The organism is Shewanella vesiculosa, assembly GCF_009994065.1.
GTDB classification, from domain to species: Bacteria; Pseudomonadota; Gammaproteobacteria; order Enterobacterales; family Shewanellaceae; genus Shewanella; species Shewanella vesiculosa.
Window position 1 is genome coordinate 12,131 of sequence record NZ_JAACSD010000009.1, and the last position, 12,895, is coordinate 25,025.

The following is a 12,895-nucleotide window of genomic DNA, read 5'->3' on the forward strand; positions in this document are numbered from 1 at the left end:
ACCGTCGTTATTTTATATCAAACTTGTGATTAAATGTGAGTATTCATCATTTTACTGGTTAGAGATGCAACAAACGGCTTCAACTGAATTTTTAAGCATATAAATACTGGTAGCAAACATGGCAAAGAAAGGTTTTTTTTCCTGGTTTCGTAAAGATAAGCCCGTCCCTGAAGGTGAAGATCAACAACAGCTTGATGTTGATAAACAGCATGACATTGCTACAGAGGCTACTGAACAACCCCAACATGCTGAGCTGCACAAGCAAGCCGATGACACCGCCCGTATAGAAGAAACTGAGCGACTGGAACTTGAGCGCCTCGAGCATCAGCGTCTAGACAATGAACGCGCTGAGCAAGCTCGTATTGCTGCAGAACGTCAGGCCGCAGAAGTGCTAGCAGCCCAAAAGCTGGCAACCGAGCAGGCGGAGCAACAACGGCTTGAGCATGAGCAAGCAGAGCAGGCTCGTGTTGAAGCTGATCGTCTTGAGGCAGCTCGTATTGCAGCAGAACGTCAGGCTGCAGAAGTGCTAGCAGCCCAAAAGCTGGCAGTAGAACAGGCGGAGCAACAACGGCTTGAGCATGAGCAAGCAGAGCAGGCTCGTGTTGAGGCTGATCGTGTTGAGGCTTATCGTCTTGAGGCCGCTCGAATTGCAGCAGAACGTCAGGCCGCAGAAGTGTTGGCAGCCCAAAAGCTGGCAGCCGAACAGGCGGAGCAACAACGCCTTGAGCATGAGCAAGCAGAGCAAGCCCGTATTGAGGCCGAGCATATTGCTGCGCAAATCTTAGCTAGTGAAGCGCTAGCCGCCGAGCAGTTAGTTGAACAACAGGCTCCAATAGAGTCGATTGCGTTAGAGGAACAAGATGAGCCTCAAGCTAAACCGCAGAAAGAAGGTATGTTTGCCCGTTTAAAGCGTGGCTTGATGCGCACCAGTGAAAATATCGGTTCAGGTTTCATTGGCTTTTTCCGCGGTAAAAAAATTGATGATGAGTTATTTGAAGAACTTGAAGAACAATTATTGATTGCCGATGTTGGCGTAGAAACGACGACTAAATTGATCAAAAGCCTCACCGAACATGCATCACGTAAACAACTTAAAAATGCCGAAGCACTTTATGATTTAATGCGTGAAGAAATGCAAAAAATGCTCGATCCGGTAGCCGTTCCTTTGGTTGCCGAAAATGCTAATGGCCCGTTTGTAATTTTAATGATTGGTGTCAACGGCGTGGGCAAAACCACCACCATAGGTAAGCTCGCTAAACAGTATCAAAGCCAAGGTAAATCTGTCATGTTAGCAGCGGGTGACACTTTCCGCGCAGCAGCGGTAGAGCAGTTACAAGTATGGGGGCAGCGCAATAATATTCCGGTAGTGGCACAACATACTGGTGCTGACAGTGCTTCAGTCATATTTGATGCCTTACAAGCTGCTAAAGCACGTAAAGTTGACGTATTGATTGCCGATACCGCTGGGCGTTTACAGAATAAAAGCCACTTAATGGAAGAGTTAAAAAAGGTGTTGCGAGTAATGAAAAAACTCGACCCTGATGCTCCCCATGAAGTGATGCTAACCTTGGATGCGAGTACCGGGCAGAATGCCATTAGCCAAGCGCAACTCTTTAAAGAAGCGGTTGGTGTGACTGGCATTACCATCAGTAAGTTAGATGGTACCGCCAAAGGTGGGGTTATTTTTGCGATTGCCGATAAATTTTCTATTCCGATCCGCCATATTGGTGTGGGTGAGCAAATTGATGATTTGCGTACCTTTAACGCCAATGATTTTATTGAAGCATTATTTAGTCAGGATAAAACGGACCAATAATATATGATCCAATTTGAGCAGGTCAGTAAAGTCTATTCAGGGGGCCAAAAAGCCCTTATGGATGTCAATTTTCATCTTCGACAAGGTGAAATGGCCTTTTTAACTGGCCATTCTGGTGCCGGTAAAAGCACTTTGCTCAAATTGATTACCGTGATTGAACGTGCCACGGCAGGTAAGGTGTCTATTAATGGGCATAATATTGCGAATGTAGGGCCGAAACATGTGCCCTATTTACGACGTAATATCGGCATGATTTTCCAAAATCATCACTTGCTGATGGATAAAACTGTCTTTGACAATATCGCCTTACCGTTAGTGATTGAAGGCTTTACCCATGGTGAAATTCGTAAGCGTGTCGCAGGTGCTCTCGACATGGTCGGTTTATATGGCAAAGAACGACATTTACCGATAATGCTGTCTGGTGGTGAGCAACAACGCGTCGGTATCGCGCGCGCTATTGTTAATAAGCCTCCTTTACTGCTAGCCGATGAACCTACGGGTAACTTGGACCCTAAATTATCGATGGATATTTTACGCTTATTTGAGGCCTTTAATGACTCAGGTACCAGCGTGCTTATTGCCACCCATGATTTAGGTCTCATCGCGCGCATGAAATACCGTACTTTTACGCTGCGTGAAGGACGAATGCTTGGTGGGGAACGTTCAGCTGCTGAGGAGAATATGCGATGAGTAAAAAACCGAGTATTACTCAAAGTAAATTACCCTTGAGTGGCCGAATCGTGATGTTTTTTATTCGTCATGTGCAGCAAGGCATGTCGAGTATGGGCGAACTTTGGCGCAACCCAGTATCATCTATTATGACTATGGCTGTATTGGGCGTGAGTTTAAGCTTACCGGCTGCACTGCAGGTATTGGTTAAAAATGCCGAAAATATCACTCAGTCTTGGAACAGTGCCGCAGAAATTTCATTGTTTATTAACAAAGGGCGCAGTGAACAATCTATTCAAAGTTTATTGTCGCGCATTAAAGCTTTTCGTGAAGTTGAATCAGTCACTTACATTAGTCGCGAGCAAGCACTAGAAGAGTTTCAGCGTTTATCTGGTTTTGGTGAGGCGCTGTCATATTTAGATGAAAACCCATTACCTGCTGTAGTTACGGTAACGCCTTCGCTTAAATACTCTAGTCCAACAGGTGCGCGTGAGTTATTAGTAAAATTAGAACGCGAATCCGAAGTTGATTTTGGTCGTTTAGACATTGAATGGCTAGAACGTTTGCAAGCATTGCTTAAGTTACTTGAAAAAACCGTACTAGCGATTGCTGCTTTATTGGTACTCGCAGTGGTATTAGTGATTGGTAACACCATTCGTTTGGCGATCATGAATCGTCGAACCGAAATTGAAGTCATGAAACTCGTCGGCGCGACAGAAGCCTTTATTCAACGGCCATTTTTATATACTGGAATTTGGTATGGCGTGATAGGCGGGATTTTGGCGTGGCTGATTATTAATGTGTTAGTGTGGTATCTTGATGGTGCTTTAGCCGAGTTATTGGGTTTATACGGTAGTGAGTTAACGATTCAAGCATTAACATTTTCTGAGTTGATTAAGCTGGTATTATTGGCCTCATTTTTAGGCTGGTTGGGTTCGTATTTGTCTGTACGTCAGCACTTACGTAGCATTGAACCGTCATAATAGCAGGCGTATAATTATCAGCAGCTGATAATAAATGAACCTTTGTTCACTTGCTTTGTGGCTATCTTGCGGTAAAAATGTTCACCTAGTTGAACCTTATTTGACATATGATGTCATATAGTTGATAGTTTATCGGCTAAATCGAGTGAGCCTCGTTTCTTTCTCAACTTCAGTGTTGTTAGCTGATAGTGTTGTGAACTAACAGACTCGACTCATCGTATTGAGTTAGCTGAAATATATTTTTGAATGTAGTAGGAGAGCGAATGACTTATCAAACGCAATCAATGGCGCTGGCTGTACCACACAGCACTAGCAGTCTAGAAGCGTACATCCAGTCTGTGACCAGCATTAACATGTTGGATGCGGATACCGAGTACGACATCGCCAAGCGTTTACAAGAAAATGGCGATCTACATGCTGCAAAGCAACTAATTATGTCCCATCTTCGTTTTGTTGTGCATGTTGCCAAAGGTTACTCAGGATACGGTTTGCCGCAGGCGGACCTTATTCAAGAAGGTAATATCGGCTTGATGAAAGCGGTTAAACGCTTCGACCCTGATGTCGGGGTGCGTCTGGTGTCTTTTGCCGTGCATTGGATTAAAGCTGAAATTCATGAATACGTGTTGAAAAACTGGCGTATTGTGAAAGTTGCGACCACAAAAGCACAACGTAAGTTATTCTTTAATATTCGTAAATCTAAAAAACGTTTAGGTTGGTTTAGTGACGCTGAAGTGACTATGGTCGCGGAGAATTTGGGAGTATCGAAAGCTGACGTGACCGAAATGGAGTCGCGGATGGCAGCCCAAGATCCGGCTTTTGACTTAACCAATGACAGTGATGATGATAATCATGATTTTGCCCCAGCATTGTATCTAGAAGATCATTCTTCAGATTTGGCCGATCAGGTTGAACATGCTAATTGGGAAGCTGATTCTCAAGCACGTTTATTATCAGCTATCAAAACCTTAGATGAACGCAGTCAGCACATATTACGTGCGCGTTGGTTAGATGATAATAAAGTCACCTTGCAAGAGCTTGCATCGACTTATCAAGTGTCTGCTGAACGTATTAGACAGCTAGAAAAAAATGCCATGAACAAGCTTAAATCTTGCATGGAGTAATACTCCAGCCTGTTTGTTGCTCAATTAAAACCTGCTACGGCAGGTTTTTTTATGGCTAAAATTTGCAGTGTCGTTTACGCGGCATTATCTGTTGCAGGTAACGTGAGTCTAATAAACTGCTATGGCTGATAGCCACTTTGTTTAGGGTATCGCTATGAATTACTGCGCTGTTTTTGATGCGTTTATCTGCTGTTGAATTGCCGCAATAATGCTTTTTCTTGGCACTTTTAACCCACTTGAAACCACATTTTGTGGCCAGGTAAAAAACTGCCTAGGACGCTTGAAGCGTGCCAGTGTTGATTCTACTAACTGACTCAGTTGCAAGTTGACAACGTCTATATCGATCGCCATTTTATTATGGTCACAATGGTGGCTATGGTTGCTCCCAACGTTATGGCTATTGTCTACTGCGCAATAATCAATAATAGCGCCAGGTAAGTGACCAAACGTCGCATCGGTTACTGCAAATACAATTGCCTGGGCGACATTTGGATGGCTCAATAACACAGCTTCAATTTGTTCTGGATGAATATTTTCACCGCCACAGATAAACATGTTATCCACTCGCCCTAAAATACTGAGCTGCCCTTCAGGATCTAATTGGCCCTTATCATTGGTACAAAACCAGCCTTGATCATCTAATGGTAAGGTTAACCCTTGCTCGGTTAAATAGCCTAAAAATAAACACTCGCCTTTGACGTAAACAACGCCATCTTTCAAGCTAAGCTGTCTCGAAGGTAAAGGATACCCATGATGGCCTAATAAATTCGCTTTCGCTGTGGTAATTTGCGAACTCATTTCTGTCATACCATAGCTAGTGTAAGCATTAATGTTTTGCTGCTTTAGCGTCTCAATAAGAGCGGGTTCTATGACGCCACCACCTAAAAGTAAGGCGCTGATATGGGCAAATGCATCAGGTTGCTGTTGCAGTATCTGAATCGCTTGGGTGGGCACTAATGACACATGAGTAATATGGTTGTCAGTCAGTTGCTCAGCCAGTGGCTGTGCGGAATTTCGTAGCACAATGCAGGCGCCGGCTAAGGTGCAGCGATGAATAATGGCTAAACCACCAATGTGAAATAGTGGCAATGATAATAACCAAGTGTCAGATACCTTAAGAGCAATGAAGCTCGCAGACCCTCTGGCGCTTCTCAGATGGTTGTTTAAACAATGGACCGCTGCTTTTGGTGGGCCACTTGAGCCAGAGGTGAGAATAATGTTTGAAGCTATATGGGGTGATATTTCAGCGCTGTGGCTGGCGCCTTGAGGTAAGGTTTTAGGCAGATCAATATCGAGCCAATGGCGGATTTTTATTAGCGTTTTTCTGGTGGGAGTATCGGTCCAGAGCCATTGCAGATCAAAGCGTTCAATAAGCTGATTGATCTGCATATCGGCAAATCTAGGCGACAGAGGTAAAAATACCCACCCAGCATCAACGCAGGCCCAATACAGACAGATCATCTCAATATTATTGTGGGATAAACATGCGACTATGTCGCCTTGCTTGACGCCTTGAGCTTGTAATTGTTGCCCTACATGATGGACTAAACCACTTAAGCGAGCGTAGTTGATCCGAGAGTTCACATCTTGGTCTAAAGTGGCCTCTTCAATGGCAATGGCGTTCGGGTAATTTAACCCTGCTTGATGCAAAGGTGACATCATGATTAATTCACCTTGTTTGAGTCACGAGCATGGCCTATATGCATCAGCGGCTCTAGTACTTGATCATTGAGTTGCGGTGATAGTTCTGATGTAGCCAACAGCAAGGGCTGCGTAAAGGCGCTTAATGTATCAAGGCCCGGTGACTCATCAGGGGTTAAAGCTTGGCTTACCAAGCGTAAGTCGTTAATGCCCATATTCGCTTCTAAGCTTGAGCTTAATATACAACGTACCCCCTCAAGATGAGCTTGGCTTATCATATTTTGCAATTTCTCCAGCGAACCCAATAACATGGGTTTGATGATTAATGCGCCTAAACCGGGTTGTTGTAAGGCGACATCTAGATCAAACTGAGGCGAGTTGAGTGATTCATCAAGCGCATATTTAATCCCTAATTGGCGATATATTTGTCGATTATCGTTAGGGTTAATGCAAGGCTCTTCAATATATTCAATTTTGTGTTTGGGTAAGCAGGCTAAAAAGTCGATAGCTTGTTCAAGACTAAAGCCTGCATTGGCATCTAAACGTAAAGTGACGTGCGGTGCGATAGCCAGTATTTGATACACAAATTGGATCTCGCTTGCCATGTCGGTTTGAGCCACTTTAACTTTAACGCTGTTTATGTCGCCTTGTGTTAGGAGCTTTTGGGTCATAACCTCGATTGACATACCATCATAAAGTAATGGAACTACAGCTGATTGTGTATGAGGATTATCGATGCGAATAGGCAATTTATGAGTTAGTTTTGCATCCAATAAGCTCAATGAAAATGCTAGCGATGGTAGCGACATCTGCTGGGCCATGTCATTTAATATCGCCAAGGGTTGATCAATTAAATTTCCTAACACATGCTGCAGTTGCCATTGCACCTCAGCAAGGGATTCTTGACTAAACCCGCTGATCACTTGGCTATTAATGTCCAAGCCTGACAGTGGCGCGATTTCAACCCAAGCTGTTTGCTGGTTATTGAGTTGGATCTCGAGCACCAAGCCTTTACGACAATCAATTCGTTGCTTACCTACAGGTAAATAAGGGGTAAGCTCAATTTGATACTGATACAGGCTACAACGGCTGATGGTTAAGTGGTCAAGTAATGACATTATTGCTCCTTTAAACCGGTTAACGGTTCTGGGCATAATAACGCCAGTAAGGTATCGGTAAATAAGTCAGGGTGCAGGCTGTGAATATTATGCCCTGCGGCATGCAATGGCTTTAGCTGTAAGTGTTGAGCAGAATCGGCGAGTGAAGCCTGCCAATCGATAGCAACTTGTGCAAACTTTTTATCATCTACACCATAAATAAAATGACACGGGCAGTTAAGGCGCTCAAGCACCGTTCGACAGTCTTGTTGCAAGCTCAGTGAGGTTGTTATAAAGCAATTAGCCAAGCGTTGGGGATCGTTAATCCGCCGTATAGCGATAAGTTGTTGTTTTTGATGTTTACTCAAGTCGCTAAAAACAGCTTGCTGATACCACAGGCTGAGAAAGTCCGTTATGGGTAAATACTTGAGTTTGTTCGCCCACAGGTTATCGCTTTGTGATCGAGCCGCTTGCTGCTGAGGGTCTTGCAAACCTGGATGAGCAGATTCGAGGGTTAAGCTTAAGAGTGAACCTGCAAAGTCATCGGCAATATGCAGTGCAATTCGACCCCCAAGAGAATAGCCGAGTAAATGAAACTGCCTATAGCCCATGGCATGTATTTTATTGACGATCAGCTTTGCAGCTTGGTGCAACCCCGGCGAGTCTAAAGTGTCGATATTCTCGCCATGACCAGGTAAATCAATACAAATACAATGAAAATATTGGCTTAAACGTGGCATTAAAATAGACCAGTCGTCTTTGCTGCCCAAAAAACCATGCAGCATCAGTAATGCGGGTAATTGTGGTTGGCCAAAACGACGGATCATCACCATTAGTGTTGTTTCACCCATTGGTTGATTTGCGTTATTTGATCGCTCGCTTGTGTTGGGCTGACATTAACTTCAATGACTGACGCACAATTGAACTCAAAGGCTTCATGATAAGCTTGATTAAACGATTCAATGTCATCTGCTTGTCGATATGCCAAACCAAACATGGCGGCACCATAGCCAAACTCTAAACCATGGCTTAAGCGGTAAAAATCATTACGCAGGCTTTCATTAGGCACAGGCAATAAATTAAAGATATTGCCGCCATCGTTATTGATAATAACCAGCACAAATGGTTGAGTCATTTGCTTCAAGAGTGCCAATGAATTGAAATCATGCAAGCAAGACAAGTCGCCCATAACTAGGGTGGTTGGTGCATTTTTATCTGCAGCAATACCACAAGCTGTGGCAATTAAACCATCAATACCCGACGCGCCACGATTGGTATAAATTGCCGGTGTGTTAGTGGCAATTGGCGCATACATATCGTAGAGGCGAATCGGTAAACTATTACCAATAAACAGTACATCTTGGTCTGTTTGCGCTAAAGCGATTGCACGTATCACTTGCGCTTCACCAAAGGTTGTATTGTCTATTTGTTGTTTCAGTAGCGACTCTATCGACTCATTTAGCGGTAATAATGCTAATGCCCAGTTGGCCTGTGATGAGCGTGGCCAAGGTAGCTGGCATACGGCTTGAACACTGGCTTGGAAAAAATCTTTAGCTTGATGGGCCGGATCTAAACGATCGCTGTACTTACCTATTTGCCAATAGCTATGCCAATTTTGCTGGGCAATATATTGAATTAATCGTTTGGAAATAAAGCGCCCACCAAACACTAATATCCGCTCAGCTTGTTCAAGTTGTTTGTTGGCTTTAGCGTTTAATAATAACTGATCAACGTGACCAATTACCCCAGGATGCTGGCGTAATTGTGATTGCGCATCGACCAATACTGGCCAGCCCAACTTTTGCCCTAATGCGACGATTTGCTGAGCATTATCCTCTGGAGCTAAAGTTCCTACTACTATCACGCCTTTACCATGAACAAAGCGCATTAAGGTGTCGGTAGACGGTAACTCAGCACTGGCTGGACGAGCATAACGAGTCAGTGGCTTTGTGGTTTCAAACCATTGGTTTAAGGGCGCAAGATACGTTGATGTTGTTACACTAGCCGTTTTCTTCACATGAGCTAATGTGACCAATTCTGCGGGGTATAGAGGCTCGCGGTACATACAATTTATGTGTACTGGTTGATGCTGGTTGGCCACAGCGTGATCAATAGTACTCAGTAATGCACTCGCCGGATAACCCAGATCAGGCGTCGGTAAATTAACTTGCTTGGCGTATTGCGCAAATATGGCGGGCTGAATAATCGCTTGATTAGCACCGCAATCAATCAATTCAGGCGGTCTGTCACCCGATAAAATAATCAACGGCACATGGGTTAACCATGCTTCTACAATGGCCGGGTAAAGGTTTGCCACCGCAGTACCTGAAGTGGTAATGATGGCGACAGGCGCATTGCTGGCCTTTGCCAGTCCGAGGGCCATAAATCCTAATCCACGCTCATCAAAATGAATGTGGCGTGTCAGTAAGGTTTGACTCGCAGCGGCCAATGTTAACGGAGTAGAGCGAGAACCTGGTGCCATACAGACATGCTTAACTCCTAAGCGTGCCAGTTCCTCCAAGATCAATTGACCCCATAACAAATTCATATCGGCGCTGGTTTGTTGTTGCATATCGGCTCATATTACAAATAAATAATCGAATATTAGTGTAACGCTAAGTTAGCGTTACATCTAAGATTTAGTGCAGGTTTTTATCCAAAAATGACGAAAAAAATGCTTAACGTTTCAATCAAACAGCAGCCATATTCGGTCTTGTTTTATTTTTGTTGTACTACAGTTACTAATATGATTTAAATAAGACATTAAAAACAATAACAACAAGGACACTATAAATATGGAATCAGCGGCATTATTAAAACGAGTCGATGAATTACCCCGTTTACCTAAAGCGGTTAGTGAGCTGTTAGATGCGGTAAACAATGACAATAGCACGGTAAAAAGTATTTCTGCGAAAGTTGCTCAAGATCCTTTAATTAGTGCAAGGGTATTAAGACTCGCTAATTCTGCCCATTTTGGGCGAAGCCGCGAAGTAGGCAGTATAGATGAAGCCGTGATCCGCTTAGGCATGCAAACCTTACGAACCTTAGTTATTGCTTCTGCGGTAATTGGTGCCATTCCCAATGTTGATGGTGTTGACTTAGCTGATTTTTGGGGCGAGACATTTGAAGAGGCGCTATATGCGCAAGAAATGGCTAAGCGCTGTGGTGTTCCTCCAGATGAAGCCTTTACCTGCGCAATTTTACATAATATTGGCGATTTATTAATTGCTGTCGTTGAGCCTAAGATGTCAGCTAACATTCGACTCGCAGTGCAAGCGGGTGGGGATAAGCAGCAACTTGAAACCGAATTACTCGGTTTTGACTCTCCTGCTGTCGGGGCATTATTAGCTAAGACCTGGAAATTTACGCCATCATTGGTACAAGGCATTCAATATCAACGAGATCCGTTAGCGGCAAAACCTGCATCTAAACTTGCTTCGGTGATTTATTTATCGCACCAAGTCTTTCGTCACTGGGATGATGATCGAGATGAAGAATCGTTTACCGCTTGGTTAGCCGAAAAGGCCAACCATGAAGCGGGTATCATCAAGATGGATATGGATGGATTAGCCGACCGATTCGATGAATTACGCGGTAAGGGTTTAGAGATAGGTAAACAATTAGCCTAGTCACGAGACTTAACTATTAAGCTCTGTTTATACAGAGCTTTTTTATGCTTGATTGTTAATCCACTCGCTTAATACCACATGAGTTTTTATTTTGACTATGTCAGCCTGAGCATCGATAAATTCACGGATTTCATGTAATCGCTGCATTGAGTTAGCATGTACATAGACCAGTAAATCCATGTCTCCTGTAATGCCTTGGCAGGTAATCACTTCCGGTATTGTGGTAAAAATATGAATCACTTCAGCGCAACGGGCGCAACGATGCTGAATTTCAAAGTAGGCTGATACCCCTTGCTTTTGCGACTCACTCAGTAAAACCTGATAACCACGGATAACACCCGTTTGCTCCAACTTCTTGATTCGTTCTGTCACAGCGCTGCGCGATAAACTCACTTTTTCGGCAATAAACGAAATGCTCTGCCGAGCATTGAGGCGTAATTCGCTTACAATCGCTTTATCAAATTTATCCAATGATTTATATCTCAGTAATTGAGTACTATCGTTCTATTCTGTCATTATGATGGAAAGTTGTCACTTTTCCGTCATTATGTCGGTTTAGTAAAGCAACTTGAGCCAATTAACCCGCAGAATGTTTTGCTGTTTGGCCTTATAATGTCGCCACCTATTTCAGTAAGAATAAAATAATGAATCAAATGAATGCAACAATAGGCCGCTGGCAAGGTGCAGGCTTAATGGCCACCACTTTGTTAGGTACCGGGGTATTTATTTTACCGCAAATGACTATAGAGGTAGCGGGTTCAGCCTCATTATTAGCATGGTTACTCTTAACGGTAGCAATTATCCCTGTCGCATTAGTATTTGGTTTGTTAGCCAGTCGTTTTCCTCATGCTTCTGGTCCTGCTTACTTTATTGAAAAGGCATTTGGTGCAACCGCAGGGAGAACCATTGGACTGATCTTTTTATTAGTTATCCCCATTGGGGCACCTGCTGCAATTTTGATGACCTTTCAATTTTTAGAAGCACTGATATCAATATCAGGGCTAGGTCAATTAGTCGCAGAGTTATTGATTGTTGCTGTGTTATTGCTGCTCAATATTAAAGGTATTCAAGTGTCGGCAAAGTTACAGTTTATGCTGACACTATTGATTGTTGCGGTTGTGGCAATATTATTTGGAGCCAGTGGCTTAAATGTTGGGCAGCTAGAAAACTTTGCCCACAGTAGCCATCCGCAATTTAGTGGGGTGATGTTAGCCATGGGCATTGGTTTTTGGAGCTTTTTAGGCATCGAAGCCATGACGCATTTGGCCAGTGATTTTCGTCAGCCGGATAAAGATTTGCTGCCTGCCATGATGATGGGCACGGTATTGGTTGGGGTTATTTACTTAGCCTGCACGTTTTTACTTCTCATGGTGCCAACAGAGGGTGCCGGCTTAGCCATGATATCGGCATTTGATTATTTATTATCAAACACTTTTCTCAGTGGATATGGCGCCTATATTATTGGTATTTTAGGCATAGCCAGCGGTTTAGCCACGGTCAATGTCTATGCTGCCAGTGCCGCCCGTTTATTGTGGAGTTTTAGTAAAGAAGGTATTTTGCCGCGCTATTTCGACAAGTTAAACCCACATGGAGTCCCTTTTAGAGCCTTGTTTGCGATTTTGGGCTCAATGGCGGTGGTGATTGTTGTTACCTATTTTAGCTCGCAAGAATTAGAAGACTTAATTGCATGGAGCAATGGCGTTTTTGTGATTATTTACTTACTGGCGATGTTGTCAGCGGCTAAATTACTCAGTAAACGATATTTGCCATTAGTTATTGCAGGTTGTGTGTTTTGTATTGGTTTGGGCATTGCCCTTGGCAGTAATATGATTTACGCCACGGTATTGGTGTTAGTGATTGCGCCGTTTATGTTTTGGCAAAAAGCCCATCTTACGCGTAAGTATTTAATGAGTAATACCCAAGGCTAATTGGCCATGAC

The 12,895-nt window shown here is 43.6% G+C and carries 11 protein-coding genes; 6 read left to right on the top strand and 5 right to left on the bottom strand.

Features of this window, described 5'->3' with window-relative positions:
* The first annotated feature begins 118 nt into the window (after positions 1 to 118).
* From ftsY to rpoH, 4 genes are all read left to right on the top strand, one after another.
* The gene (ftsY, locus tag GW828_RS10815) at positions 119 to 1,816 is read left to right on the top strand and encodes a signal recognition particle-docking protein FtsY (protein ID WP_273058947.1); all 1,698 of its coding nucleotides are present in this window, start codon (positions 119 to 121) and stop codon (positions 1,814 to 1,816) included.
* Positions 1,817 to 1,819: 3 nt separating this feature from the next.
* A complete protein-coding gene (ftsE, locus tag GW828_RS10820) occupies positions 1,820 to 2,506 on the top strand; it encodes a cell division ATP-binding protein FtsE (RefSeq protein ID WP_124017400.1) in 687 nt (228 codons plus the stop codon).
* A complete protein-coding gene (gene ftsX / locus GW828_RS10825; protein WP_273058945.1) occupies positions 2,503 to 3,468 on the top strand; it encodes a permease-like cell division protein FtsX in 966 nt (321 codons plus the stop codon). Before ftsE ends, ftsX begins: the two co-directional genes overlap by 4 nt.
* 263 nt (positions 3,469 to 3,731) lie before the next feature.
* Positions 3,732 to 4,589: an RNA polymerase sigma factor RpoH gene (gene rpoH, locus GW828_RS10830; RefSeq protein ID WP_124017402.1), complete on the top strand. Its 858-nt coding sequence runs from the start codon at positions 3,732 to 3,734 to the stop codon at positions 4,587 to 4,589.
* Positions 4,590 to 4,748: 159 nt separating this feature from the next.
* Here rpoH and menE read toward each other — a convergent pair whose 3' ends face one another.
* From menE to menD, 4 genes are read right to left on the bottom strand one after another with little or no spacing between them, the layout of a single operon-like run.
* Positions 4,749 to 6,251: an o-succinylbenzoate--CoA ligase gene (gene menE / locus GW828_RS10835; RefSeq protein ID WP_273058943.1), complete on the bottom strand. Its 1,503-nt coding sequence runs from the start codon at positions 6,249 to 6,251 to the stop codon at positions 4,749 to 4,751.
* 2 nt (positions 6,252 to 6,253) lie between these two features.
* On the bottom strand, positions 6,254 to 7,348 hold the full coding sequence (gene menC, locus GW828_RS10840) for an o-succinylbenzoate synthase (RefSeq protein ID WP_273058941.1): 1,095 nt from the start codon (positions 7,346 to 7,348) through the stop codon (positions 6,254 to 6,256).
* A complete protein-coding gene (menH, locus tag GW828_RS10845) occupies positions 7,348 to 8,178 on the bottom strand; it encodes a 2-succinyl-6-hydroxy-2,4-cyclohexadiene-1-carboxylate synthase (protein WP_273058939.1) in 831 nt (276 codons plus the stop codon). The genes menC and menH overlap by 1 nt, the downstream gene beginning before the upstream one ends.
* Positions 8,160 to 9,899 carry a 2-succinyl-5-enolpyruvyl-6-hydroxy-3-cyclohexene-1-carboxylic-acid synthase gene (menD, locus tag GW828_RS10850; RefSeq protein ID WP_273058937.1) on the bottom strand — a complete coding sequence of 580 codons (1,740 nt, stop codon included), beginning with the start codon at positions 9,897 to 9,899 and terminating at the stop codon, positions 8,160 to 8,162. The genes menH and menD overlap by 19 nt, the downstream gene beginning before the upstream one ends.
* Before the next feature lie 223 nt (positions 9,900 to 10,122).
* On the opposite strand from menD, the gene GW828_RS10855 reads away from it, so the two are divergent.
* Positions 10,123 to 10,956, top strand: coding sequence for an HDOD domain-containing protein (locus GW828_RS10855; protein WP_273058936.1), 834 nt, complete (start codon positions 10,123 to 10,125; stop codon positions 10,954 to 10,956).
* 42 nt (positions 10,957 to 10,998) lie between these two features.
* Here the strand turns inward: GW828_RS10855 and GW828_RS10860 are convergent, their stop codons facing one another.
* Positions 10,999 to 11,427, bottom strand: coding sequence for an Lrp/AsnC family transcriptional regulator (locus GW828_RS10860; protein ID WP_124017408.1), 429 nt, complete (start codon positions 11,425 to 11,427; stop codon positions 10,999 to 11,001).
* A 173-nt stretch (positions 11,428 to 11,600) separates the two neighbouring features.
* Here GW828_RS10860 and yjeH point away from each other — a divergent pair, with 173 nt between their 5' ends.
* Complete coding sequence (gene yjeH, locus GW828_RS10865) at positions 11,601 to 12,884, top strand: L-methionine/branched-chain amino acid transporter (protein WP_182697702.1); 1,284 nt, start codon at positions 11,601 to 11,603, stop codon at positions 12,882 to 12,884.
* Positions 12,885 to 12,895: the final 11 nt, after the last annotated feature.

Bases quoted from the DNA above. Each gene is read 5' to 3' on its own strand.
- rpoH (WP_124017402.1), top strand. From the start codon at position 3,732: ATGACTTATCAAACGCAATCAATGGCGCTGGCTGTACCACACAGCACT.
- ftsX (WP_273058945.1), top strand. From the start codon at position 2,503: ATGAGTAAAAAACCGAGTATTACTCAAAGTAAATTACCCTTGAGTGGC.
- ftsE (WP_124017400.1), top strand. From the start codon at position 1,820: ATGATCCAATTTGAGCAGGTCAGTAAAGTCTATTCAGGGGGCCAAAAA.
- menD (WP_273058937.1), bottom strand. From the start codon at position 9,899: ATGCAACAACAAACCAGCGCCGATATGAATTTGTTATGGGGTCAATTG.
- yjeH (WP_182697702.1), top strand. From the start codon at position 11,601: ATGAATCAAATGAATGCAACAATAGGCCGCTGGCAAGGTGCAGGCTTA.
- menC (WP_273058941.1), bottom strand. From the start codon at position 7,348: ATGTCATTACTTGACCACTTAACCATCAGCCGTTGTAGCCTGTATCAG.
- menE (WP_273058943.1), bottom strand. From the start codon at position 6,251: ATGATGTCACCTTTGCATCAAGCAGGGTTAAATTACCCGAACGCCATT.
- GW828_RS10855 (WP_273058936.1), top strand. From the start codon at position 10,123: ATGGAATCAGCGGCATTATTAAAACGAGTCGATGAATTACCCCGTTTA.
- menH (WP_273058939.1), bottom strand. From the start codon at position 8,178: ATGGGTGAAACAACACTAATGGTGATGATCCGTCGTTTTGGCCAACCA.
- ftsY (WP_273058947.1), top strand. From the start codon at position 119: ATGGCAAAGAAAGGTTTTTTTTCCTGGTTTCGTAAAGATAAGCCCGTC.